This is a genomic window from Pseudomonas sp. P8_241, assembly GCF_034008315.1.
Taxonomy (GTDB): domain Bacteria; phylum Pseudomonadota; class Gammaproteobacteria; order Pseudomonadales; family Pseudomonadaceae; genus Aquipseudomonas.
Window position 1 is genome coordinate 586,810 of the sequence record NZ_CP125377.1, and the last position, 24,081, is coordinate 610,890.

19 protein-coding genes are annotated in these 24,081 nt (G+C 61.2%); 5 read left to right on the forward strand and 14 right to left on the reverse strand.

All coding sequences use genetic code 11. The features are described from left to right. Positions 1 to 297 precede the first annotated feature (297 nt). From gltB to hemE, 3 genes are all read left to right on the forward strand, one after another. A complete protein-coding gene (gene gltB / locus QMK58_RS02640) occupies positions 298 to 4,743 on the forward strand; it encodes a glutamate synthase large subunit (RefSeq protein ID WP_320395834.1) in 4,446 nt (1,481 codons plus the stop codon). Positions 4,744 to 4,775: 32 nt separating this feature from the next. Beyond that, on the forward strand, positions 4,776 to 6,194 hold the full coding sequence (locus QMK58_RS02645; RefSeq protein ID WP_007975602.1) for an FAD-dependent oxidoreductase: 1,419 nt from the start codon (positions 4,776 to 4,778) through the stop codon (positions 6,192 to 6,194). A gap of 230 nt (positions 6,195 to 6,424) precedes the next feature. Further along, positions 6,425 to 7,492 (forward strand): uroporphyrinogen decarboxylase, encoded by a 1,068-nt coding sequence (gene hemE / locus QMK58_RS02650; protein WP_053153412.1) that lies wholly within the window; start codon positions 6,425 to 6,427, stop codon positions 7,490 to 7,492. 131 nt (positions 7,493 to 7,623) lie between these two features. On the opposite strand, the gene QMK58_RS02655 is transcribed toward hemE, so the two are convergent. Continuing rightward, positions 7,624 to 8,898 (reverse strand): MFS transporter, encoded by a 1,275-nt coding sequence (locus QMK58_RS02655; RefSeq protein WP_053153415.1) that lies wholly within the window; start codon positions 8,896 to 8,898, stop codon positions 7,624 to 7,626. 118 nt (positions 8,899 to 9,016) lie between these two features. Here QMK58_RS02655 and QMK58_RS02660 point away from each other — a divergent pair, with 118 nt between their 5' ends. Next, positions 9,017 to 9,919, forward strand: a complete 903-nt coding sequence (locus QMK58_RS02660; protein ID WP_053153418.1) for a LysR family transcriptional regulator — start codon at positions 9,017 to 9,019, stop codon at positions 9,917 to 9,919. 509 nt (positions 9,920 to 10,428) lie between these two features. Then, the gene (locus QMK58_RS02665) at positions 10,429 to 10,692 is read left to right on the forward strand and encodes a DUF6124 family protein (RefSeq protein WP_320395835.1); all 264 of its coding nucleotides are present in this window, start codon (positions 10,429 to 10,431) and stop codon (positions 10,690 to 10,692) included. Between the two features lie 94 nt (positions 10,693 to 10,786). On the opposite strand, the gene QMK58_RS02670 is transcribed toward QMK58_RS02665, so the two are convergent. The 13 genes from QMK58_RS02670 to QMK58_RS02730 are packed head-to-tail and all read right to left on the reverse strand — an operon-like array spanning position 10,787 to position 23,957. Further along, entirely contained in the window at positions 10,787 to 12,013 is a 1,227-nt protein-coding gene (locus QMK58_RS02670; RefSeq protein ID WP_053153424.1) for a beta-ketoacyl-ACP synthase, read from the reverse strand. Continuing rightward, positions 12,013 to 12,741, reverse strand: a complete 729-nt coding sequence (gene fabG, locus QMK58_RS02675) for a 3-oxoacyl-ACP reductase FabG (RefSeq protein WP_320395836.1) — start codon at positions 12,739 to 12,741, stop codon at positions 12,013 to 12,015. The genes QMK58_RS02670 and fabG overlap by 1 nt, the downstream gene beginning before the upstream one ends. Further along, complete coding sequence (locus tag QMK58_RS02680; protein WP_053153434.1) at positions 12,734 to 13,198, reverse strand: hotdog family protein; 465 nt, start codon at positions 13,196 to 13,198, stop codon at positions 12,734 to 12,736. The genes fabG and QMK58_RS02680 overlap by 8 nt, the downstream gene beginning before the upstream one ends. Beyond that, complete coding sequence (locus QMK58_RS02685) at positions 13,195 to 14,391, reverse strand: beta-ketoacyl-[acyl-carrier-protein] synthase family protein (protein ID WP_053153437.1); 1,197 nt, start codon at positions 14,389 to 14,391, stop codon at positions 13,195 to 13,197. Before QMK58_RS02685 ends, QMK58_RS02680 begins: the two co-directional genes overlap by 4 nt. Continuing rightward, complete coding sequence (locus tag QMK58_RS02690; RefSeq protein ID WP_082344398.1) at positions 14,388 to 14,930, reverse strand: hypothetical protein; 543 nt, start codon at positions 14,928 to 14,930, stop codon at positions 14,388 to 14,390. Before QMK58_RS02690 ends, QMK58_RS02685 begins: the two co-directional genes overlap by 4 nt. Next, entirely contained in the window at positions 14,927 to 16,174 is a 1,248-nt protein-coding gene (locus QMK58_RS02695; protein WP_320395837.1) for an NAD(P)/FAD-dependent oxidoreductase, read from the reverse strand. Before QMK58_RS02695 ends, QMK58_RS02690 begins: the two co-directional genes overlap by 4 nt. Further along, positions 16,161 to 17,318, reverse strand: coding sequence for a sodium:proton antiporter (locus QMK58_RS02700; RefSeq protein WP_320396515.1), 1,158 nt, complete (start codon positions 17,316 to 17,318; stop codon positions 16,161 to 16,163). The genes QMK58_RS02695 and QMK58_RS02700 overlap by 14 nt, the downstream gene beginning before the upstream one ends. Next, entirely contained in the window at positions 17,318 to 19,657 is a 2,340-nt protein-coding gene (locus QMK58_RS02705) for an MMPL family transporter (protein WP_053153448.1), read from the reverse strand. The genes QMK58_RS02700 and QMK58_RS02705 overlap by 1 nt, the downstream gene beginning before the upstream one ends. Then, positions 19,641 to 20,345: an outer membrane lipoprotein carrier protein LolA gene (locus QMK58_RS02710; protein WP_053153451.1), complete on the reverse strand. Its 705-nt coding sequence runs from the start codon at positions 20,343 to 20,345 to the stop codon at positions 19,641 to 19,643. Before QMK58_RS02710 ends, QMK58_RS02705 begins: the two co-directional genes overlap by 17 nt. Then, complete coding sequence (locus tag QMK58_RS02715) at positions 20,342 to 20,767, reverse strand: acyl-CoA thioesterase (protein ID WP_053153454.1); 426 nt, start codon at positions 20,765 to 20,767, stop codon at positions 20,342 to 20,344. The genes QMK58_RS02710 and QMK58_RS02715 overlap by 4 nt, the downstream gene beginning before the upstream one ends. Then, entirely contained in the window at positions 20,760 to 22,304 is a 1,545-nt protein-coding gene (locus tag QMK58_RS02720; RefSeq protein ID WP_053153457.1) for an HAL/PAL/TAL family ammonia-lyase, read from the reverse strand. Before QMK58_RS02720 ends, QMK58_RS02715 begins: the two co-directional genes overlap by 8 nt. After that, a complete protein-coding gene (locus QMK58_RS02725; protein ID WP_053153460.1) occupies positions 22,285 to 23,226 on the reverse strand; it encodes a glycosyl transferase in 942 nt (313 codons plus the stop codon). Before QMK58_RS02725 ends, QMK58_RS02720 begins: the two co-directional genes overlap by 20 nt. After that, complete coding sequence (locus QMK58_RS02730; RefSeq protein ID WP_320395838.1) at positions 23,223 to 23,957, reverse strand: glycosyltransferase family 2 protein; 735 nt, start codon at positions 23,955 to 23,957, stop codon at positions 23,223 to 23,225. The genes QMK58_RS02725 and QMK58_RS02730 overlap by 4 nt, the downstream gene beginning before the upstream one ends. Positions 23,958 to 24,081 lie beyond the last annotated feature (124 nt).

Sequence of the window (24,081 nt, forward strand, 5' to 3'; positions counted from 1 at the left end):
AAGTGCGCGCCGCCTTCCAGGCTGCGTGCCTTGTGGTGTCTGCGTCAGAGTAGTCTTTGAGTCGTTGCGGTCAGAATCAAAAAGGTTTTGACTAGCACAGCGTATCGTTTTAAACCTTTCACAAATGCGACATAGATTTACGACATTTCGTCGTCAAATTTGTGAGCCTCTGTGTCGGTGTGTACAATGACCTCCCTTTTGCCCCCGCAAAGCTGGCGTACGTTCGGCGCGGATGGCAAGTGGTTGAATTGAAAAGAAATTTGCCTCGATCAGAGGCAGCCTGGTGAGAAAGTGTCTATGAAAGCAGGTCTGTACCAACCAGATGAATTCAAGGATAACTGCGGTTTCGGCCTGATAGCCCATATGCAGGGCGAGCCCAGTCATACCCTTTTGCAAACGGCCATCGAGGCCCTGACCTGCATGACCCACCGCGGTGGGATTAATGCCGACGGCAAGACCGGTGACGGTTGCGGTCTGCTGATTCAAAAGCCGGACGTATTCCTGCGAGCCATCGCCCAGGAAACTTTCGGCGTCGAAATGCCCAAGCAATATGCTGTGGGCATGGTCTTCTTCAACCAGGACCCGGTCAAAGCCCAGGCCGCTCGCGAGAACATGAACCGCGAGATCCTGGCCGCCGGCCTGCAATTGATCGGATGGCGCAAAGTGCCAATCGACACCAGCGTGCTCGGCCGCCTGGCCCTTGAGCGCCTGCCGCAAATCGAGCAGGTGTACATCGGCGGTGAAGGCCTGAGCGATCAGGACATGGCCGTCAAGTTGTTCACCTCCCGTCGTCGCTCGTCCGTGGCCAACGCCGCCGACACCGACCACTACGTGTGCAGCTTTTCCCACAAGACCATCATTTACAAAGGCCTGATGATGCCGGCGGACTTGACCGCCTTCTATCCAGACCTGAGCGATGAGCGCCTGCAAACTTCGATTTGCGTGTTCCACCAGCGCTTCTCCACCAACACCCTGCCGAAATGGCCGCTGGCTCAACCGTTCCGCTTCCTGGCGCACAACGGCGAGATCAACACCATCACCGGTAACCGCAACTGGGCCGTGGCCCGTCGCACCAAGTTCAGCAACGATCTGATGGACCTGGAAGAACTCGGCCCGCTGGTCAACCGCGTGGGTTCCGACTCCTCGAGCATGGACAACATGCTGGAGTTGATGGTCACCGGCGGCATCGACCTGTTCCGTGGCGTGCGGATGATCATTCCGCCTGCGTGGCAGAACGTCGAGACCATGGACCCGGATCTGCGTGCATTCTACGAGTACAACTCGATGCACATGGAGCCGTGGGACGGCCCGGCTGGTGTAGTAATGACCGACGGTCGTTATGCGGTGTGCCTGCTCGACCGTAACGGTCTGCGCCCGGCGCGTTGGGTCACCACCACCAACGGCTTCATCACCCTGGCTTCGGAAATCGGTGTCTGGAACTACCAGCCTGAAGACGTGATCGCCAAGGGCCGCGTTGGCCCGGGCCAGATTTTTGCCGTGGACACCGAAACCGGTCAGATCCTCGACACCGATGCCATCGACAACCGCCTGAAGTCCCGTCATCCGTACAAGCAATGGCTGCGCAAGAATGCCCTGCGCATCCAGGCGACCATGGAAGACAACGACCACGGTTCGGCGTTCTACGACGTCGATCAGCTCAAGCAATACATGAAGATGTATCAGGTCACGTTCGAAGAGCGCGACCAGGTGCTGCGTCCGCTCGGTGAGCAGGGCTACGAAGCCGTTGGCTCGATGGGCGACGATACGCCGATGGCCGTGCTGTCCCAGCGCGTGCGTACACCGTACGACTATTTCCGCCAGCAGTTCGCGCAGGTTACCAACCCGCCAATCGATCCGCTGCGTGAAGCCATCGTCATGTCGCTGGAGATCTGCCTCGGTGCCGAGCGCAACATCTTCCAGGAGTCGCCGGAACACGCTTCGCGTGTGATCCTCAGCTCGCCGGTCATTTCCCCGGCCAAGTGGCGCTCGCTGATGAACCTCGATCGTCCGGGCTTCGAGCGCGCGATCATCGATCTGAACTACGACGAAAGCGTCGGCCTTGAAGCGGCGATCCGCAATGTTGCCGATCAGGCTGAAGAAGCTGTGCGCGCCGGTCGTACCCAGGTTGTGCTGAGCGATCGTCACATTGCCCCGGGCAAGTTGCCGATCCACGCATCCCTGGCCACCGGCGCGGTGCACCACCGCCTGACCGAAAAAGGCCTGCGTTGCGACTCCAACATCCTTGTTGAAACCGCGACTGCACGTGACCCGCATCACTTCGCCGTGTTGATCGGTTTCGGCGCCTCTGCCGTTTACCCGTTCCTGGCCTACGAAGTGCTGGGCGATCTGATCCGCACCGGTGAAGTGCTGGGCGACCTCTACGAGGTGTTCAAGAACTACCGTAAAGGCATCACCAAAGGCCTGCTCAAGATCCTGTCGAAGATGGGTATCTCGACCATCACTTCGTACCGTGGTGCGCAGTTGTTCGAAGCCATCGGCCTGTCCGAGGAAGTCTGCAACCTGAGCTTCCGTGGCGTGCCAAGCCGTATCAAGGGTGCGCGTTTCGTCGACATCGAAGCCGAGCAGAAAGCCCTGGCCACCGAAGCCTGGAGCCCGCGCAAGCCGATCCAGCAGGGTGGTCTGCTGAAGTTCGTCCACGGTGGCGAATATCACGCGTACAACCCTGACGTGGTCAACACCCTGCAAGCCGCTGTGCAGCAGGGCGACTACAGCAAGTTCAAGGAATACACGTCGCTGGTGGACAACCGCCCGGTGTCGATGATCCGCGACCTGCTGAAAGTCAAAACCCTCGACACGCCATTGGACATCAGCGAAATCGAACCGCTGGAATCGGTGCTCAAGCGCTTCGACTCCGCCGGTATCTCGCTGGGCGCCCTGTCGCCGGAAGCTCACGAAGCCCTGGCCGAAGCCATGAACCGACTCGGTGCGCGTTCCAACTCCGGCGAAGGTGGTGAAGACCCGGCGCGCTACGGCACCATCAAGAGCTCGAAAATCAAGCAAGTGGCGACCGGCCGTTTCGGTGTGACCCCGGAATACCTGGTCAACGCTGAAGTGCTGCAGATCAAGGTCGCTCAAGGCGCCAAGCCGGGCGAAGGCGGTCAACTGCCAGGCGGCAAGGTCAACGGTCTGATCGCCAAGCTGCGTTACGCAGTGCCGGGCGTGACGCTGATTTCGCCACCGCCGCACCACGACATCTACTCGATCGAAGACTTGTCGCAGCTGATCTTCGACCTGAAACAAGTCAACCCGAAGGCGCTGGTCTCGGTGAAACTCGTAGCAGAAGCGGGCGTCGGCACCATCGCCGCCGGTGTGGCCAAAGCCTATGCAGACTTGATCACCATCTCCGGCTACGACGGCGGCACCGGCGCATCGCCGCTGACCTCGATCAAATACGCGGGCGCTCCGTGGGAGCTCGGCCTGGCCGAAACCCACCAGACCCTGCGCGGTAACGACCTGCGCGGCAAAGTGCGGGTTCAAACCGACGGCGGCCTGAAAACCGGCCTCGACGTGATCAAGGCTGCGATCCTCGGCGCAGAAAGCTTCGGCTTCGGCACCGCGCCAATGATCGCGCTGGGCTGCAAATACCTGCGTATCTGCCACCTGAACAACTGCGCCACCGGCGTCGCGACTCAGAACGAGAAACTGCGCAAGGATCACTACATCGGGACCGTCGACATGGTGGTGAATTTCTTCACCTACGTCGCCGAAGAAACCCGTGAGTGGCTGGCCAAGCTGGGCGTGCGCTCCCTCGAAGAGCTGATCGGTCGTACCGATCTGCTGGAAGTCCTCGAAGGCCAGACCGCCAAGCAGCAACACCTGGACCTGACCCCGTTGTTGGGCAGCGACCACGTGCCGGCGGACAAGCCGCAGTTCTGTGGCGTTGAACGCAACCCGCCGTTCGACAAAGGCCTGCTGGCCGAGAAAATGGTCGACATGGCCACCTCGGCGATCAACGACCTGAGCGGCGCTGAATTCGCCCTGGATATCTGCAACTGCGACCGTTCCATCGGCGCACGGATCTCCGGCGAAATCGCGCGCAAGCACGGCAACCAGGGCATGGCCCACGCGCCGGTCACGTTCCGCTTCAAGGGCACTGCCGGTCAGAGCTTCGGCGTGTGGAACGCTGGTGGCCTGAACATGTACCTGGAAGGCGATGCCAACGACTATGTCGGCAAGGGCATGACCGGCGGCAAGCTTGTCATCGTTCCGCCGAAGGGCAGCGTCTACCGCACCCAGGACAGTGCCATCATCGGTAACACCTGCCTGTACGGCGCCACCGGCGGCAAACTGTTCGCTGCCGGCACCGCGGGCGAGCGTTTTGCCGTGCGTAACTCCGGTGCCCACACCGTTGTGGAAGGCACTGGCGATCACTGCTGCGAGTACATGACCGGTGGTTTCGTCTGCGTATTGGGCAAGACCGGATACAACTTCGGCTCTGGCATGACCGGCGGTTTCGCCTACGTGCTCGACCAGGACAACACCTTCGTTGACCGGGTCAACCACGAACTGGTGGAAATCCAGCGGATCAGCGGCGAGGCGATGGAAGCCTACCGCAGCCATTTGCAACGCGTGCTGAACGAGTACGTCGAGGAAACGGACAGCGAGTGGGGTCGTGAACTCGCCGAGAACCTCGATGATTACGTGCGCCGTTTCTGGTTGGTCAAGCCCAAGGCTGCCAGCTTGAAATCGTTGCTTTCCAGCACCCGTGCCAACCCGCAGTGATATGCGCCTGAAGAGTTTGATGAGGTTTTAAAATGGCTGAACGTCTGAATAATGACTTCCAGTTCATCGAGGTCGGGCGCAAGGATCCGAAGAAGAAACTGTTGCGTCAACGCAAGAAAGAGTTCGTGGAAATCTACGAACCCTTCAAACCCCAGCAGTCGGCCGACCAGGCCCACCGCTGCCTGGGTTGCGGTAACCCGTATTGCGAATGGAAGTGCCCGGTGCACAACTTCATTCCCAACTGGCTGAAGCTGGTGGCCGAGGGCAACATCCTCCAGGCCGCCGAACTGTCGCACCAGACCAACACCCTGCCGGAAGTCTGCGGCCGGGTGTGCCCGCAGGACCGTCTGTGCGAGGGTGCCTGCACCCTCAACGATGGCTTCGGCGCGGTGACCATCGGTTCGGTGGAGAAGTACATCACCGACACCGCGTTCGCCATGGGCTGGCGCCCGGACATGTCCAAGGTCAAACCGACCGGCAAGCGTGTCGCGATCATCGGTGCCGGGCCTGCGGGCCTGGGCTGTGCCGACGTGCTGGTGCGTGGCGGCGTGACTCCGGTGGTGTTCGACAAGAACCCGGAAATCGGCGGTCTGCTGACCTTCGGCATTCCCGAGTTCAAGCTGGAAAAGACTGTGCTGAGCAATCGTCGCGAAGTCTTCACTGGCATGGGCATCGAGTTCCGCCTCAACACCGAGGTGGGCAAGGACGTGACCATGGAGCAACTGCTCGAAGAATACGATGCGGTATTCATGGGCATGGGCACCTACACCTACATGAAGGGCGGCTTTGCCGGGGAAGACCTGCCGGGCGTGTACGACGCGCTGGACTTCCTGATCGCCAACGTCAACCGCAACCTGGGCTTTGAAAAGTCGCCGGAAGATTTCGTCGACATGAAAGGCAAGAAGGTTGTGGTACTCGGCGGTGGTGACACGGCGATGGACTGCAATCGTACGTCGATCCGCCAGGGCGCCAAGTCGGTGACCTGCGCTTATCGTCGTGACGAAGCGAACATGCCGGGCTCGCGCAAAGAGGTGAAGAACGCCAAGGAAGAAGGCGTGAAGTTCCTCTACAACCGCCAGCCGATCGCCATTGTCGGTGAAGACAAGGTCGAAGGCGTGAAGGTGGTCGAGACCCGTCTCGGCGAGCCGGACGCCCGTGGCCGTCGCAGCCCTGAGCCGATCCCGGGTTCCGAAGAGATCATCCCGGCCGACGCCGTGGTCATCGCGTTCGGTTTCCGTCCGAGCCCGGCGCCGTGGTTCGAACAGTTCGAAATCCAGACCGACAGCCAGGGCCGCGTTGTTGCGCCTGAGCAAGGTCAGTACAAGCACCAGACCAGCAATCCGAAAATCTTTGCCGGTGGCGACATGGTGCGCGGTTCCGACCTGGTAGTGACGGCGATCTTCGAAGGCCGTAATGCGGCTGAAGGGATCCTGGATTACCTGGGCGTCTGATCGACGCCTCACCCTGTAGGAACCGGCTTGCTGGCGATGAACGTTAACGCGGTGTACCTGATCACCGCGTCGTCTGCATCGCCAGCAAGCCGGCTCCTACAGTGTTTTCGGTGTTGCAAAGAAATATTCCCCCGCGACAAATTGACCCGATAGACAAAAGGCTGACCTGCAACCGTGCCTTTTGCGTCGCGCTCTGAGAAAATGCCCGCACTTTTTTTCCGGATGCCGACATGACTGCCCTGAAGAACGACCGTTTCCTTCGCGCCCTGCTCAAGCAACCCGTAGACGTCACCCCTGTGTGGATGATGCGTCAGGCCGGTCGCTACCTGCCTGAATACCGCGCCAGCCGTGCCAAGGCCGGCGACTTCATGAGCTTGTGCATGAATCCGGCGTTCGCCTGCGAAGTCACGATGCAACCGCTCGACCGCTACCCGCAACTGGATGCGGCGATCCTCTTCTCCGATATCCTGACCATCCCCGATGCCATGGGCCAAGGCCTGTACTTCGAAACCGGCGAAGGTCCGCGTTTCAAGAAAGTCGTCAGCACCCTGGCCGACATCGAAGCCTTGCCGATTCCCGATCCGCACAAAGACCTCGGCTACGTCATGGACGCGGTCAGCACCATCCGCCGCGAACTGAACGGCCGCGTGCCGCTGATCGGCTTTGCCGGCAGCCCATGGACCCTGGCCACCTACATGGTCGAAGGCGGCTCGTCGAAAGACTACCGCAAGACCAAAACCATGCTCTACGACAACCCGCAAGCCTTGCACCTGCTGCTGGACAAGCTCGCGCAGACGGTCACCAGCTACCTCAACGGCCAGATCATGGCCGGTGCGCAAGCGGTACAGATCTTCGACAGTTGGGGCGGTGCCCTCTCGGCGGCGGCTTACCAGGAATTCTCCCTGGCCTACATGAAGAAAATTGTCAGCGGCCTGATCCGCGAACACGAAGGTCGCAAGGTGCCGGTCATCCTGTTCACCAAGAACGGTGGTCTGTGGCTGGAGAGCATCGCCGATGCCGGCGCCGACGCACTGGGCCTGGACTGGACCTGCGACATCGGCAGTGCCCGCGCCCGCGTGGGTGACAAAGTCGCGTTGCAAGGCAACATGGACCCGACCGTGCTCTACGCAAAACCGGAAGCCATCCGTACCGAAGTCGGGCGCATCCTTGCCAGCTATGGCAAAGGCAGTGGCCACGTGTTCAACCTTGGCCATGGCATCACCCCGGAAGTCGATCCGGAGCATGCTGGCGCCTTCTTGCGTGCCGTGCATGAGTTGTCGGCGCAGTATCACGAGTGATAGCTGCCCAATAAAAAACGCCCGGTAAAAAATGTGGGAGCGAGCCTGCTCGCGAAAGCGGTGGAACAGTCAGCAAATGTTTGGCTGACACTCCGCAATCGCGAGCAGGCTTGCTCCCACATTGGTTTGGGTCAGACTTTGACGCCACCCAGCAGCGGCAGCTTCGCCAGCTTCAACGCCACCAGCAACGCAATCACCAGCAGCGTGCCGATGAACAGCCCGATCCCGTTCCATCCACCCAAATGCCAGAACACGCCACCCATCGTACCGGCGATGCTCCCCCCGGCGTAATAGCTGAACAGGTACAAGGACGATGCCTGCCCCTTGGCCCGGGTGGCGCGGCGACCGATCCAGCTGCTGGCCACCGAATGGGCGCCGAAAAAACCGAAGGTGAACACCAACATGCCGATGATCACCAGCGGCAATGGCGTGAACATCGTCAGGGCGAGGCCACCAATCATCAGCGCGATGGTGCTCCAGAGCACTTTACGGCGGCCGAGTTTGTCGGCCAGCGAGCCGATTTTCGCCGAGCTGTAGATGCCCGACAGGTACACCACCGACAGCAACCCGACGAACGCCTGTTCCATATGGTACGGCGCGGCCAGCAGGCGATAGCCGATGTAGTTGAACAGCGTGACGAACGCGCCCATCAACACAAAGGCTTCGAGGAACAACAGCGGCAACCCGGCGTCGCGAAAGTGCATGGTGAAACCGTCGAGCAAGCTGCGCGGGTGCAGCGAGCGGGCGCGGAAGTTGCGCGACTCGGGGAGAATTTTCCAAAACACCGCCGCGGCAATCAACGCCAGGCCACCGATCACCAGCATCGCCGTGTGCCAGCTGACGAAGTCGATCAACACCCCGGTGATCAAGCGTCCGCTCATTCCGCCAATTGCGTTGCCACCGATGTACAAACCCATGGCGAGGCCGATGTGCTGTGGGTGAATCTCTTCGCTCAAATAAGTCATTGCAACTGCTGCCAGGCCGCTCAGCGACAACCCGATCAGCGCACGCATCAGCAGCACACCGTGCCAGCTCGGCATCATCGCACTGGCCATGGTGCACAGCGCGGCGGCGAACAGGGCCGCCACCATCACCGGCTTACGCCCGATACGGTCGGAAATCGGGCCAGTGATCAGCAGGCCAATGGCGAGCATGCCGGTGGCGATCGACAGGATCAGGCTGCTCTGTGCCGCGTTGATGGAATACTCGTGGGACAGCAGCGGCATCATCGGCTGCACGCAGTAGAGCAGGGCAAAAGTCGCGAAGCCGCCGCAGAACAACGCCAGCACCGTGCGCATGAACGCCGGCGTACCTTTTTCGATGTAGATTTCCGCCAACTCAACAGCGATAGCACCCGGCGCGGCGGGTGGAACTTCATGGGCGAGTGGGGCAACAACAGTTTTCACAGGGACCTCGGAGGACGCAGCCGGTCAGGCAATGAAAAAAAGCATATAGCTGGCTAATGATTCAATCCAATATATTGTTCGACCTGTTTGATAGCTTTTACGACCTAATGAGGTTTCCATGGAATTGCGTCATCTGCGCTACTTCATCGCCGTCGCCGAAGAACTGCACTTCGGCCGCGCTGCACAGGTGCTGGGCATCTCGCAGCCGCCGCTGAGCCAGCAAATTCAAGCGCTGGAACAGGAAGTCGGCGCACGGCTTTTTGAACGTACCAATCGTCGGGTCGAACTGAGCGAAGCCGGTCGGCTGTTCCTCGAAGAGGCGCGATTGGCGCTGGCGCAGGTCGCCAAAGCGGCGGATGTCGCGAGGCGGGCACAGTTGGGCGAGTTGGGCGAACTGAAAATCGGCTTCACCTCGTCGGCACCCTTCAACTCGACCATTCCCCAGGCGATTTTCTCTTTCCGCCAGCGCTTCCCGGCCGTGCACCTGAATCTGCGGGAAATGAGCAGCACCCAGGTGGCCGATGCGCTGGTGGACGAGTCGATTGAAGTCGGCATCATGCGCCCGCTCGGGTTGCCGGACAGTCTCAGCGTGGTCGAATTGATGCGCGAGCCGCTGGTCGCGGTCCTCAGCTCCAAACATCCGCTGGTCAACGGCAGTGAAGAGGGCCTGTTTCTGTCAGCCCTGGCCCTCGAACCTTTCGTCTTTTTCCCACGCAGTTACGGCAGCGGTCTGTATGCGCAGTTGCTCAGCCTGGCGCGGGACGCCGGCTTCAGCCCGCACTTTGCCCAAGAGGCCGGTGAGGCCATGACCATCATTGGCTTGGTCGCGGCGGGGCTCGGGGTTTCGGTAATGCCGGCGTCATATCAGCGGATGCGTATCGACGGCGTGGTCTATCGGCCGCTGCTCGATCCGGCAGCGGTATCGGCGGTGTGGCTGGTGCAGCGCAAGGACCAGAAGTCAGCGATGGCGAGGGCGTTTGTGGAGTTGTTGACGAGGAAGGTGGAACCGTTACAGGCGTGACTGCTGCGCAGTCAATCGCGAGCATGCTCGCTCCTACAGTGTTCAGCGCTGTGCACACCCTGCTTGCCACACCACGGAACCCTGTAGGAGCTGGCTTGCCAGCGAAGGCGTCCGCAAGTACTCCCAAAAGACCCTCTGCATGCCAACCTGGCGGGAAACTTCACCCCCTCCTGTGGGACATTTCCGAAATCCTTCCCAAAAGCTACAGCGTCTTGCGGCGCTGCCTACAGCTACTCCAGAATCCGCCGGCTTGTGCGCTTTTGGGGCTGTCGGTAGCTTGATTCGCGTCACTGATTGTCAGTGATCGGGTTTAGCAGCCTGTATCGAAGTAAAGCGCATTTGCGCTCCTGATAGGCAGGTATGTCCATACCTGCCCTTGACGGTAGCTGTGCGCAGGGCGCCTTCGGGCGCGCCGGTTTCGCTTCGTCCGGTCTGCTAACCTGCGTACAGCTGCCACCCTATTGATCAGTAGCAATTTGGTGTGGCCGCCATTTTCAGGACGCTGAATCATGACCCATGCGCCAAACCCACCGGATACCGATCCGGACGTGCCACACCAACCCAGCCCCCTATTCCTCATCGCCCCCGACGTCGACAACCACACCCTGCTGGAATACGCCTGCGTGTCGCTAGCCTCGGCAAACGTCATGGCAAGTGACTTCGCCAGAGACCTGAAGGGCTCACAGGGCCACACACTGCTGGGCATCCAGCAGTCGATCATGCTGGGGGAGCTGGCAGTGAATCGGGTGCTGGATAATCTTGATCCGCCCTGATCACCGTACCGCAAAAACAAAAGATCGCAGCCTTCGTCAGCTCCTACACCAATCACTGTAGGAGCTGCCGAAGGCTGCGATCTTTTGGCTTAAATTACGACCAGCGCTTGAATATCAGCGAAGTATTCACCCCGCCAAACGCAAAATTATTGTTCATCACGTACTGGTTGCTCATCTGCCGAAACTCGCCGCGCAGGTAGTCGAGTTTGCCGCAGTGCGGGTCGACATTGTCGAGGTTGAAGGTGTGGGCGTAGAGGTCGCGGTTCATCATTTCGATGCTGAACCACGACTCCAGCGCACCGCAGGCGCCGAGGGTGTGGCCGAGGAAGCTTTTCTGCGAGCTGATCGGCATGTGTTCGCCGAACAGGCTGCTGGTGGCCAGGGTTTCGGCGATGTCGCCCTGCTCGGTGGCAGTGCCGTGGCCGTTGACGTAGCCGATGTCGGAAGGTGCAAGTCCGGCATCTTCCAGGGCCAGTTCCATGGCCCGACGCATGGTGATCTGTTCGGGGCGGGTGGTGTGCTGGCCGTCGGCGTTGCTGCCGAAACCAACGATCTCGGCATGGATGCGCGCGCCACGGGCCAAGGCGTGTTCCAGTTCTTCGAGCACCAGCATGCCGCCGCCTTCACCTATCACCAGGCCATCGCGTGCGGTGTCGTATGGGCGGGGGCTGCGTTGCGGGGTGTCGTTTTTCAGGCTGGTGGCGTAGAGCGCGTCGAAGACCATGGCCTCGGTCGGGCACAGCTCCTCGGCACCGCCGGCGAGCATCAGCGGCAAGCGGCCGAACTTGATCGCCTCGTAGGCATAGCCGATGCCCTGGCTGCCGCTGGTACAGGCGCTGGACGTCGGAATCAGGCGCCCGGTGAGGCCGAAGAAGATGCTGATGTTCGCCGCCGTGGTGTGCGGCATCATCCGCACATAGGAATTGGCGTTCAGCCCCTCGGCCACCGAGTTGAGCAGCATGTTGCCGAAGGCCTTGATCTCGTCGGTGCTGCCGGTGGAGGAGCCGCAGGCGACGCCCATGCGTCCGTCCTTGATTGATTCGTCACCCAATAATCCGGCGTCGGCCAGTGCCAGTTCCGACGCGCCAACGGCCAGCCGTGATACCCGGCCCATGCTGCGCAGTTGTTTACGGGTCCAGTGACTCGGGACCTTGAAGTCATCGATGGGGCCGGCCAGGCGTGTGTTGAGTTCGGTGAAGCGGTCCCACTCGTCCATCCGGCGGATACCGCTGCGGTTGGCCACGAAGTTGCCGGCGATGGTCTCCCAATCGCTGCCCAGTGAGGTGATGCCGGCCATGCCGGTGACGACGACGCGCTTCATCAGCACAGGCCTCCGTTGACGGCCAGAACCTGCCGGGTAATGTACGAAGCTTCCGCCGACATCAGGAAATTCACCGCACCGGCTACCTCCTCAGAGGTGCCCATGCGTTGTGCGGGGATCATTTTCATCAGCTCTTCCACCGGCACGTTTTCATCGAGCATGGCTGTGTCGATCAGGCCGGGTGCGACACAGTTAACGGTGATTTTGCGCTTGCCCAGCTCGATCGCCAATGCTTTCGCGGCGCCGATCAGTCCGGCCTTGGAGGCGCTGTAGTTGACCTGGCCACGGTTGCCGATCAAGCCGGACACCGAGGTGATGCAGACGATCCGCCCCGGCGCACGACGGCGAATCATCGGCATCATCACCGGGTGCAGCACGTTGTAGAAACCATCGAGGTTGGTGCGCATCACCACGTCCCAATCATCCTCGCTCAGCGCCGCAAAAGCACCGTCGCGGGTCAGGCCGGCGTTGAGCACCACGCCGTAATAAGCACCGTGGGTTTCCACATCGGCTTCAAGGATGGCTTTGCAGCTGGCGCGGTCGGACACGTCGAATTGCAGGATGCGCGCATTGCGCCCCAGGGCTTCGATTTCGACTTTGACGGCTTGCGCATCGGCCAGGCCGCTACGGCAATGCAGCACGATGTCATGCCCGGCCTGGGCCAGGCGCAATGCGATGGCGCGGCCGATACCACGGCTGGAACCGGTGACCAATACGGATTCAGTCATCACTGGATTCCTGGGATTCATGAAGATATTGAGCCGCGTGGGGCGGGCGGTATACGTTCAGACGCGCCGTCACGTGAATGCCCGTACCGTTGATATGGCATTCGAACACGCCCATGCCGTTGTCGTCTTCCAGGGAACGGATGCCATGGATGGTCAGCTCGGTGCCCGCCGGGAAGCTTTCGACGTTGCTCTCGAATTTGCGGCTGCCGAGCAGGAAGCCCAATTCCACGTCATCCCCGCGCTGGCGCGCATGGCAACCGGCGAAGGCGGCGACGCTCTGGGCCATCAATTCAATGCCGACCCAGGCCGGCAGGCTACCGTCGGGACGGCTGAACAGTCCATCGGGTCTGACGGTGAGGCGGGTATGAATCTGCTCTTCATCGAACGCCAGGATCTGCTCGATGAAGATCATGTCGCCGGCGTGTGGCAGCAGTTCGGCGAGCGGCCAGTCAATCATGGTGCGTCTCCGATAATCAGGCTGACATTGTTGCCCCCAAAGGCAAAGGAATTGCTCATCAGGTAGCGTGGAGCAATGGACGCCAGGCGAGCGGCCGGGGTCACCCAATTCAGCGCGGGTAACTGGGGGTCCGGTTGGCCATCCCAGACATGCGGTGGCAGGGCATGATCGACATTGACCGGGCTCAGGCTCAACCAGCAGAACGCGGCCTCCAGGGCACCCGCGGCGCCGAGGGTGTGGCCGGTCATGGGTTTAGTGGAAGAACAGGGTACGCCTTCAGGGAAGAGCGTCGCGACAGCCTGGCTTTCCATGGCGTCGTTGTGCTGGGTGGCCGTGCCGTGAAGGTTCAGGTAATTGATCTGCTGCGGGTTCAGGTGCGCACGGCTCAAGGCTTTGTTCATGGCCTGCAAGGCGCCACGGCCGGTGGGCTCGGGGGCGGAAATGTGGTGTGCATCGGAACTGGCGCCGCTGCCGAGCAAGGCTATCGATGGAGCGTTGTCCGCCTGTCGGCTCATCACAAACAACGCAGCTGCCTCACCGATGTTGATGCCGTTGCGGTTCACCGAGAACGGATTGCAGCGTTGCCCCGAGACCGCTTCCAGTGCCGAAAAACCATTGAGCGTCAGCTTGCACAGGGTATCGACACCTCCGCACAACACCGCATCGCACACGCCCAGATCCAGTAGGCGCTGGGCGCTCATCAATGCACGGGCGCTGGAGGTGCATGCCGTGGAAATGACGTAGGCCGGACCGCTCAGTTGCAGCCAGTCGGCGAGAAAATTCGCCGGGGCCGCGAGTTCCTGCTGCTGGTAGTCATATTCGGCGGGGAAGTGCTTTTCGCGGATGTAATGGGTCAGGCCCTGGCTGGCCTCGTCGATACCCGAGGTGCTGGTGCCCAGCACCACACCGACACGGTGGCGACCGTAGGTCTGGATCACGCTATCGATGTCCTGACGGATTTGCAGCGCAGCTTCCAGCAACAGCTGATTGTTGCGGCTACGATGCAGCGACATGTCGTCTGGAATCGCCGCCAACTCACCGCGGACTGCACCGACCGGCAATGACCGCTCGCGTACCCGCACAGCGTCGTCGACCATGCCGGAGCAATCGCCAGCAAACAGGTTTCGGGTGACTTCCTGTTTGTCGCGACCCAGGGCGCAGACCACCCCGAGGGCATTGAGGTAGGCGGTCATGGCGCGTCACCACTCAGTGGAGTGACTTGGTAGGTCGGACCTTTCGGTAGCTGCAATTGAAAATTCTGTGGTTGTGTGTAGCGGATGTCCCAGCGTTCGGGGAGGGACCGTTGTGTGCCGTGCTGCCAGGCCCCAGGATAGTTGGCGACGAGTTCATCTTTGGGCGTCAGCGCAAACAGCAACGCGGCGAACAGCTCCCGGGCTTGCGGATTGGGTGGCAAAAAACCATCGGATTGCCAGTGTTTATCGATCAGTTTCTGGCGTGCTTGGGGAATGCCCAACAGGTCCATCATCGACCAGCGAATGCCTTGGTCTTCACGCTGGATCACCAGCACCCAATCCTGGCGCTGGTCATCCTGCAAGCGCTGGATGTGCAGTTGCATTGGAAGCGCAAGATTGGGGTTTTGCTCGGGCAGCGGAGCGCGACTGGCGCAAGCACTCAGCAACAGGGCAGCGGCCACTGGCAGCAATCGCACAAAGCCTGCTGGCCAACGGGCTTGGCTCCCGGAGCGGCCCTGGCTGTCGCTGAAGACGCTCATGTCGCCTCTCTTGCACAGAGTTCTGAAATGACCTTCAACCGTCGCTTGGCTTCGCTGACGAACGGGTTGCGTTCGTCCCAGGCATATCCGGCGAGAATGGAGCAGATCATCCGGCGGATTTCCGGCGAGCCGCCCTCGTGGTAGATGACGTCCTGGAAGGTCCCGGTGTACCAGCCTTCGACGTAGCAGCGGAAGGTGTCGACGCCGCGCTTGAGTGGATCGGCGAATTCGCTCTGCCAGTCGACGCAATCACCTTGCAGCTGGCGGTGCAGCACAGCGGCGGCCATGCTGGCCGAACGCATGGCGATGGTGACGCCGGAGGAGAAGACCGGGTCAAGGAACTCCGCCGCATTGCCCAGCAGGGCAAAACCGGGACCGTGCAAGGATTTGACGTTGGCTGAATAACCGCCAATGGTCCGGGCTTCGGTGTCCCACACGGCGTTGCCCATCACGCCGGCCAGGCTTGGCGTTTCGGCGATGAATCCGCGCAGGCAGTCGTCCAGGTTGTCGGTGCGACCTTCAAAGTGTTCCTGGGCGGCGACCACACCGACCGAACTGCGTCCATTGCTGAACGGAATGGTCCAGAACCAGACATCGCGTTTTGTCGGGTGGGTTGTAATGAGAATCTTGGTCCGGTCGAAATTCGGGTTGTCGATGCAGTCTTCGACGTGGGTGAACACGGCTTGGCGCACCGGGAAGTTGGACGGCGCCTCAAGGTCGAGCAAACGTGGCAGGACGCGCCCGTAGCCGCTGGCATCGAGCATGAACTCGACTTCGATGCGGTATTGGCTGCCGTCTTCGCGGCGTACGTCGAGTTGCGGCTTGGCCCCACTGACATCGACGCCGACGATGGACTCGCCGTAGCGAATCTCCACGCCTTGCAGCGCGGCCTGATCGGCCAGCAACTTGTCGAAATCCGCACGCTGAACCTGGAACGTCGTTGGTTTGCCTTGCGTAAAGGTGTCGCCAAAATCGAACGCGCTGTAGCGCTCGCCCCAGGCAAACGCGGCACCGGTTTTCACCTGGAAACCGGCGGCGTTGACGGCGTCGAGCATGCCCGCTTCTTCGACGAAATCCAGGCAGTGGGCCAACAGGCTCTCACCGATGGAAAAACGCGGAAAATGCTGACGCTCGATCACCAGCACATCGTGCCCTTTGCGTTTGAGCAGCGCGGCGGCGATGGCGCCGGAAGGGCCAGCACCGATCACTACGACCTGGCGGCGTTGCATTTCAACGGTTGGCATGAGGGCTCCTTGCCGGCGCGGCGGCTTTCAACGGGATTCGGTGCATGCCGGTCAAGGCCGGCAGCAGTGTCGCAATCAGGCCCATCAGCATCAACGCGAAGTACAGCGGCGGACTGATGAGTTGTTGTTGGAGCAGCAGGTTGAGAAAGACTATTTCGCTCAAACCGCGAATGTTCAGTAACACACTTTCTCGCCAGCGACTGGCTCCGCTGAACGAGGCGCCGGCCCAGCCGAGGCCGAGCCAGTTGCCCAGCAGTTTGCTGCTGATCGGTAACAGCAGCAATGCCGCCAGTTGTATCCAGCCAAGACTGTCCATGGCGCTGTGCACGTTGATTTGCACGATGCCGAACGTAAGGATCAGCGGAATGGCGAAGTACGTCTGCAAACGGTTCATCCACAGCAGTGGAAAAGGCAATGTCAGCGGCGCTTTCAGTGCGGCCATGATCAGGACATAACCGATGCCGAAAATCAGTGCATTGAGCTTGAAGTGCTCGGCGACCACCAGCAACGCAAAAAAACATCCGCTGTAGAGCCACGCTTGACGCAGGCCCAGCAGGCGCAGCAGCACCGGCAGGCAAGCGCCGGCCAGCGGCAACAACAAACTGCTCAGGTGCAAGCTGCCTTGGGCGATGCCGAACACGGTCCAGCAGGCGAGGTCGATGAGGATCGCGGTTTGCACCAGTCGTCGGGTAGCGGCGGGCGGGTAATCGATGTGTTGCAGGTACAGATACAACACCGGAATGGCGGTAATGGCGAACAGCAGGCCGACCGCCAATGAACTGATCCAGGGTTGTGGCGGCAATAGCCAGATCGCCGTGGCCAGTCCGCAGGCAAACGGAATGCAGAAACTCGGCAGGGCGATCTTCAGGCTCTGGCGGTCCAGTTGCAGGTCGATCACATCGCTGAGGATGTAGCCCAGCAACAGGGCGAAGCTCAGGCTGTAGAGGTTCTTCAGCCAGTCCGCCGACACCAGCGCCGCGCCGCTCAGTTGCCATTGCGGTTCGATCCAGAAGTACATCAGCAGCGGCAGGCCAAGGGTCGCCAGGAGCAACTGGCTGACAATCGGAATCAGGCCGAAATGCCGACCGACGCGAGTCGCCACGGCGAACAACGCCAAGGCCATTGCCCAGAACACAATCACCATCACGCTGGCGTCTCCGCGACGGGCGCTGCATGCGGCTGGCGACCGGCCCAAGGCGCGAGCAGGAAACTGAAGACCAGGCCCAGGCTCACCGACAGCCCGAAGTTGCTCACCGCCGGGGTGCTCGACACCGCCAACAAACCGAACGACAGCCAGGTGGTCACTGCCGCCAGCAACGTACCCAGCAGGCTCACGGCGGCGCCGCCGATCTGTTCGCGCATGAGGATGGCGTAGTCGACGCTGATCGCCGTCACCAGCAGCAGGCCGAACAGGCTGAACAGGGTTAATGGCTGCCCCAGCCAACCGAGGCTGGCCAGGCTGCACAACGCCGCGAGCAGTGGCAGCGACACGATGCGCAGCGCGCCACCGAAACCGAACGGCAGGATCAGCACCAGCACGATCAGCACACAGGAGGCCAGTTTCAGTTCGGCGGCGCTGATCTGGGTGGCGGCGAAGACGCTGTTCAACTCGCCCAGCCGATCCACCAGCACCACCCCGGGCAAATCCTCAGCCTGGACTTGCAGCAACGTCGGGTTGCTCACGCCTTGCAGGCTGACGATTGCCGCAACGCCGTCATCGGTCGGCCCCAGCCACAAGGTGCGATAAGGCTCTGCCAATGGACCGGTGAGTGCTGTGTCGATGTCTTCGGTGGGCAGCGACTGCAACGTTGCCAATTCCGCCTGGAGCGCCTCGACCGGCACACCGACATCGAGCAATGGTTGCCAGTGCTGCGGCAGTTTGTTCAACGCATCGCGCACTTGCTGCTGTTCGTTCGGGGGGCTGACCAGCTGGTTGAGCGACAGATAACCTGGAAGTTTATCCAGACCGGTCAACTGATCCAGGCGTTCGCTCAGGGCGCTTGATCGCTCGAGCAACTGCTGCTGATTGGCGGCGCGCACCAGGAAGAACTGGCTGGTGGGTTGATAGCCGGTTATTTGCGCGATGCTCCGCGCTTCGTCGGTCAACGCCTGTGGCGCACTGATCCATTGGCGGATGTCGTTCCGGCTGTCGAGTTGTAGCAGGCCGCCAACGCAGAAGGCGATCAGCAGCGCCAGTAATACCGGTGTACTGACGTGCTTGAGCAGCGCTTCACGAGAGCTCAACAGATACTCGCAAACGCGTAACGGCCATTGGGCCGGGCGCAGCTCTACACCTTTGAGCAGCGCGGGCAGCAGGCATACCGCAGACAGATAGGCGCCGAGCAGACCGGCCGCGGAGAACACGGCAATCTGGGTCAATGCCGGGAACGGCGTCCAGGCCAGGGCCAGGTAGCCGATGGCGCTGGTGATCAGGCTCAGGGTCAACCCAGGCAAGGTCAGGCGCAGAGCCGGCCAACTGTGCCAGGGTTTCAGGCTCCAGCTCTTGGACAGGTAATGCAGCGGGTAATCGACGGCGACGCCGATCAGGCTTGAGCCCAATACCAGTGTCATGACGTGCATGTGGCCGAACAGTGCCACGCAGGCCACCGCTCCGAAAAGCATGCCAACCAGCACCGGAATGAATGCCAGCAACACGCGCCAACGTCGGAAAGCCAGCAGCAGCAACAGCAGGATCCCGACAGTGGCGCCACCGCCGACCCAGGTTATCTCTCGCGAAGCCTGTCGCTGTCCGCTGGCTGCGTACAGCAAACCGCTGGCGGCGAGCAGTTGCACGTCGGCCTGGGCGGCTTTTTCTCGGCTTTGCTGGAGCAGGTCGGCCACTCGCAGCGGAAGGTTCAGGTCGAAGGCATTGCCGGTGGTGAGTGCCCGCAGTAGCACCCAACTCTTGCCGTCGGCATCGGCGATCAAGGCGCCGCTGCCAATGTCGAGCTGTACCGAGCCGCGTTGTGGCTGGCTATTCTGGATGCGCCCGGTCAGGCCCAGCCAGTCATCCTGGCTCGGCACCAGGGTGAAACCGCTGAAGGGATCAAACAGCGCCTGCACCCGCTGCTGGATAAAAACGTCAGGGTGTTCGACCAGTTGCTGACGATCCTCGGTCGAGAGCATCGCCAGACGGCCTTGCAGCAATTGTGTGCGCAGTGCCGGAAGATCAGCCTGCAGGTTCCACTGGACCTTTTCGAACAGGCCACTGGCCTGCCACTGATCGCCCAGTTGCTGTGCCATGGCGATGGCTTTCTCACGACTGTTATGGCCAACCAGTAACAGCATCTGACGGTTCAACGGCTCTTGCATGCGTTGTTCGGCGCGCTGTTCCAATGCGTCCGGCGCCGTGCCCGGCACCAGTTCCATCAGGTTGGCCGACAGCGGCGCGGCGTCACGCCATTGCCAGCCGGCGAGCGCCAGCACCGCCAGCAGCAGGAGAAGAAACAGCCACGGCAGCTTGCGTTCACTCGGCAAAGTCATGTTGCTCCGCGTCGCTCAGGGGTTGGGTGCTGGTGCTGTCCTGCATGCGCAACAAGGTACTGTCGCCCTGGGTTTCGAGCAGTTCGATGCTGTGCACCAGATCGCTGCCGGCGATATTGATCTGATTGAACACTTGCTTGAGCAGCAGCGAGCGTGGCACCAGTGTCAATTGCCAGTTCTGTGCGTCGCCGCTCAGGGACAGTTCGAAATCTCGTTGCAGCCCACTGCTGTCGCCTTGCAGCACGGCGAGGAACAGACGGTTCTGCTCGGTGCCGGCGCTCTTGCCCGGCAGCATCTGCCAACCATGGACATCACGCCGGGCAATGCCTTGGGCGGTGATGCGGTAATCCTGTTGCAGCGGCGTTTTCAGCAGCCATAACAATCCGTGTTTTTTCGCCAGGACGAAGGTGCCCTTGCTGGTCAGCGGCTGGGGGAGGGCACGCAGGTGCTTTTCCTGGATGAAGTTGCCGTGGATGACATCGGGCCTGGCCAGTTGATCGCTCAGCTGTTGCAGGTCGAATGCGTGGGCCAGCCCAGGAATACCCAGCAACACGCAGAACACTGTAGGAGCGAGCTTGCTCGCGAAAGACCTGAGAGCGCCGCGCAGTGTCAGGTGCCCAGCGTCATCGTTAACGACCATCGCGAGCAAGCTTGCTCCTACAGGGGAACGGGGGGCGCAGAACTTCATGGCAGGGCCCTCTCAACCGCGTCAGTGAACACCTTGGGCGAAGCCAGTTGCATTTCGCGGCTGGAGATCTCGACGGCAACCTGGACCGAGACGGCACGGGTCAGGCGTTCGCCGGTGTTTTGGTCAGTGATCAGGTAATTGATCTTCAGCCTGTTTTCCCACTCCACCAGATTGGCGCGCACGTTGAGCTTCTGGCCGAATACGGCACCGCGCACGTAGCGTAATTGCAGGTCGATCACCGGCCAGGCGTAGCCCGAGTCGTTCATCGCCGTGTAGTTATGGCCGATTCGGTCCAGCAGCGCACACCGTGCGACTTCCAGGTATTTCACATAATGGCCGTGCCAGACCACGTGCATGCTGTCGACGTCGAAAAACGGCACGAGGATTTCCGTGTCGGTGTGAAGCACTCCCTTGCTACGCATGCAGCCTCCAGTGTTGTTCGGCGATACGTTGCAGGCACAGGCGCAATTCGCCTTCGAGCGCACGGTCTTCGATGACCGGCGGGAAATCTTTGCCCAAGGCCTCGTGCATGGCGGCGAGGGCGGGTGGCAGCGGTCGGGCGTCTTCGGCCTGACCGCGCAGCCAGACACCCTGATTGGCCGCCAGTAATGTTGCGGCAGCGACCTGTTCGGTCAGCTCCAGCACGCGGATGGCGTCGCGGGCAGCGATGGTGCCCATGCTCACCTTGTCCTGGTTGTGGCACTCGGTGGAGCGCGAGAACACGCTTGCCGGCATGGTGTTCTTCAACGCTTCGGCGGTCCAGGCACTGGTGCCGATCTGTACGGCTTTGAAGCCATGGTTAAGCATCGCCCGTTCGGCGCTGGCGCCGGACAGGTTGCTCGGCAAGCCGTGGTTGTAACGCTCGTCCACCAGCAGCGCGAGCTGCCGGTCCAGCAGATCGGCGACGTTGGCCACGAGGTTTTTCAGGCTGTCCATGGCGAACGCGATGTGCCCGCCGTAGAAGTGCCCACCGTGCAAAACCCGCTCGGCTTCGGCGTCGATGATCGGGTTGTCGTTGGCGCTGTTGAGTTCGATTTCAATGAACGAACGCAGCCAGTTCAGACTGTCGGCCAACACGCCGAGCACATGGGGTGCGCAACGCAGGGAGTAACGATCCTGTAGGCGGTGCAGTGGTGCGGTCGGTGCGTCGATGGCCAGATCCTTGCGCAACCAGGTGGCGACTTGCATCTGTCCCGGGTGCGGTTTGGCCGCGAACAGGCGCTCGTCGAAGTGCTCGGGATTGCCTTGCAGGGCGACCACGTTCAGCGCCGTTATACGTGTGGCCAGTTGAAGCAGATAATCGGCGCGGGCGAAAGCCAGGCAGGCGAGGCCGGTCATCACGGCGGTGCCGTTCATCAATGCCAGCGCTTCTTTCGGGCGCAGCACCAGCGGTTGCCAGCCGAGTTCGCGGTGCACATCGGCGGCTTGCCAGCGTTCGCCACGGAACATCACTTCGCGTTCGCCGGACAAGGTCGCGGCGACGTACGACAACGGCGTCAGATCGCCGCTGGCGCCCACCGAGCCTTCTTCCGGAATCAGCGGCAGAATGTCGTGTTCAAGGAACGCTTGCAGCCGCTCCAGCAGTTCCACGCGCACCCCGGACACGCCGTGGCACAGCGACTGCAAACGCGCCGCCAACACAGCGCGGGTGGCTTGCGCATCGAGCAACTTGCCCAGTCCGCAACCGTGAAAAGTGTACAGATGACGCGGCAGCGCCTCGACGTGATGCAGTGGCACCGCAACCACGCACGAATCGCCGTAGCCGGTGGTCACGCCATAGATCACACCTTCCTTGTCCAGCAGGGAATCAAGGAATCGCGCACCCTTGGCGATGCGCTCGCGGTACGCGGGATCGCTTTGCAACTGCGTTGGCACCTTGCGGTTGGCCAGGGCCAGCACATCTTCGATGCGCAAAGGGCGTTCGCCGAAGATTACCGGCTCAAGCGTTGGCGTCGTCATCGGTCTTCCAGAAAGGATAAAAGTTGAACCATTGTTGGGGCGCTTCGAGACAATAGTGGCTCAGGCGTTCGGCATAGCGCGAAGCCCACTGATGAATGACCTGCTCTCGGTCGCTGCGTTTCCAGATGATCGCCTGCGCGAACGGTTCTATCGTCAGGCGATAGCCACCGTCGGGCTTCTTCAGGCACATCAGCAGATTGACCGGGCATTTCAACAGACCGGCCAACAGCCACGGGCCCTGGGGGAATTTTGCCGGGTGACCGAGGAAGCCCACGGTTACGCTGCGCCCGCCATGCAAAGGCACGCGGTCGCCGGCAATCGCCAACCATTCGCCGCGCTCCAGGCGTTCGTGCAGTTGCAGCATGATGACCGGGTCCAGTTCGCTGACCTGAATCAGGCGCAAATGGGTCGCCCCGGCTTCGCCCAGCAAACGGTTGAACTGCTCGGCGTGCTTGGTGTGCACCAGTACGTTCATCGTGACCTTTTCACCGATCTCTGCCAGCGCACGGCAGACTTCCAGGTTGCCAAGGTGCGCGCCGACCAACATCTGCCCGCGTGTACCGCGCAACTGATTACGCAGGAGCGCCGGGTCGATGATTTCGATCTGCTCGATGCTCAACTTGCCGTTCCACACGTCAAGCTTGTCGAGCATGGAATCGGCGAAGGCCATGAACTGGCCGAACACGCGCCAATGGCTCGGCCGCAACTCTCTGCGACCGCTCCAGTCGGCGAGCCGTTGCTGGTATTGCCAGGCACTGTGGCGGGCGCTTCGTCCGAACAGGAAAAAGTACAAGACGATGCCGTACAGCAGCGGGCTCAACAGTCGGCGACCGAGGACCCTGGCGCCAAACGCGGTGAGCTTCATCAGCCAGAAGCTTCCGCGTTCTTCGCGGTCAGCCCAATGCTGCTTGTCTGGTGTCATGGTCGCCACCGGCGCCAGAGGATCATCGGCGAACGCAACAACATGCCGAAGAACAACCGCGTGTGCATGCTTGAAATCAGCACGTTGTCGTGGAACATCCGAAAGTGTGAGACACCGTCCAAAGGGTAATGGACCTTGGTTTGCAGCCACTGCATTGGCTGATTGCGCCAGGCCAGGCGCACCAGAATGTCAGAGTCGAAATCCATGCGTTTGCCGATCCTCGCCGACTCGATCAGTTCAAGCATTGGAGGCAACGGGTAAACCCGAAACCCGCACATGGAATCGCGGATCTGCAGCGACAGGGTGTTTATCCAGACCATGACGTGGGTCAGGTAGCGGGCGTACAAACGGCCTTTTGGCACGCTGTCGTCGTATTGCGGGTAGCCGCAGATGACCGCTTGCGGGTGGGCGCGTGACAGTTCGATAAACCGTTGCACGTCTTGCAGATCGTGCTGGCCGTCGGCGTCCACTTGCAGGGCATGGCTGAAACCCAGGCGCGAGGCTTCACGCAGCCCGGTCATCACCGCGGCGCCCTTGCCCTGATTGGTGGCCAGGCGGATCAGGTACACCATCTCGCGCCGGGCCAATCGATCGAGCACCCGGGCACAGGCCGGGCTGCTGGCATCGTCCACCAGAATGCAGGGCAGGTTGCAGGCGATCAGTGCATCGACCACCGTGGTGATGGCGGTTTCGTGGTTGTAGACCGGGATGACGGCGCAGGGGCTATGCATGGACCGAAACCTCTACAACACTTTTGTGGCGAGGGAGCTTGCTCCCGTTCGAGTGCGAAGCACTCGTCATGACGCCGGTGCGAGATGGTTTTGGGTCTGCTTCGCAGCCCAGCGGGAGCAAGCT

Coding starts and splice junctions, on each gene's coding strand:
- QMK58_RS02730 (WP_320395838.1), bottom strand. CDS start 23,957: ATGCATAGCCCCTGCGCCGTCATCCCGGTCTACAACCACGAAACCGCC.
- QMK58_RS02690 (WP_082344398.1), bottom strand. CDS start 14,930: ATGAGCGTCTTCAGCGACAGCCAGGGCCGCTCCGGGAGCCAAGCCCGT.
- fabG (WP_320395836.1), bottom strand. CDS start 12,741: ATGACTGAATCCGTATTGGTCACCGGTTCCAGCCGTGGTATCGGCCGC.
- QMK58_RS02680 (WP_053153434.1), bottom strand. CDS start 13,198: ATGATTGACTGGCCGCTCGCCGAACTGCTGCCACACGCCGGCGACATG.
- QMK58_RS02665 (WP_320395835.1), top strand. CDS start 10,429: ATGACCCATGCGCCAAACCCACCGGATACCGATCCGGACGTGCCACAC.
- QMK58_RS02710 (WP_053153451.1), bottom strand. CDS start 20,345: ATGAAGTTCTGCGCCCCCCGTTCCCCTGTAGGAGCAAGCTTGCTCGCG.
- QMK58_RS02645 (WP_007975602.1), top strand. CDS start 4,776: ATGGCTGAACGTCTGAATAATGACTTCCAGTTCATCGAGGTCGGGCGC.
- hemE (WP_053153412.1), top strand. CDS start 6,425: ATGACTGCCCTGAAGAACGACCGTTTCCTTCGCGCCCTGCTCAAGCAA.
- gltB (WP_320395834.1), top strand. CDS start 298: ATGAAAGCAGGTCTGTACCAACCAGATGAATTCAAGGATAACTGCGGT.
- QMK58_RS02725 (WP_053153460.1), bottom strand. CDS start 23,226: ATGACACCAGACAAGCAGCATTGGGCTGACCGCGAAGAACGCGGAAGC.
- QMK58_RS02670 (WP_053153424.1), bottom strand. CDS start 12,013: ATGAAGCGCGTCGTCGTCACCGGCATGGCCGGCATCACCTCACTGGGC.
- QMK58_RS02715 (WP_053153454.1), bottom strand. CDS start 20,767: ATGCGTAGCAAGGGAGTGCTTCACACCGACACGGAAATCCTCGTGCCG.
- QMK58_RS02720 (WP_053153457.1), bottom strand. CDS start 22,304: ATGACGACGCCAACGCTTGAGCCGGTAATCTTCGGCGAACGCCCTTTG.
- QMK58_RS02705 (WP_053153448.1), bottom strand. CDS start 19,657: ATGACTTTGCCGAGTGAACGCAAGCTGCCGTGGCTGTTTCTTCTCCTG.
- QMK58_RS02685 (WP_053153437.1), bottom strand. CDS start 14,391: ATGACCGCCTACCTCAATGCCCTCGGGGTGGTCTGCGCCCTGGGTCGC.
- QMK58_RS02695 (WP_320395837.1), bottom strand. CDS start 16,174: ATGCCAACCGTTGAAATGCAACGCCGCCAGGTCGTAGTGATCGGTGCT.
- QMK58_RS02700 (WP_320396515.1), bottom strand. CDS start 17,318: ATGGTGATTGTGTTCTGGGCAATGGCCTTGGCGTTGTTCGCCGTGGCG.
- QMK58_RS02660 (WP_053153418.1), top strand. CDS start 9,017: ATGGAATTGCGTCATCTGCGCTACTTCATCGCCGTCGCCGAAGAACTG.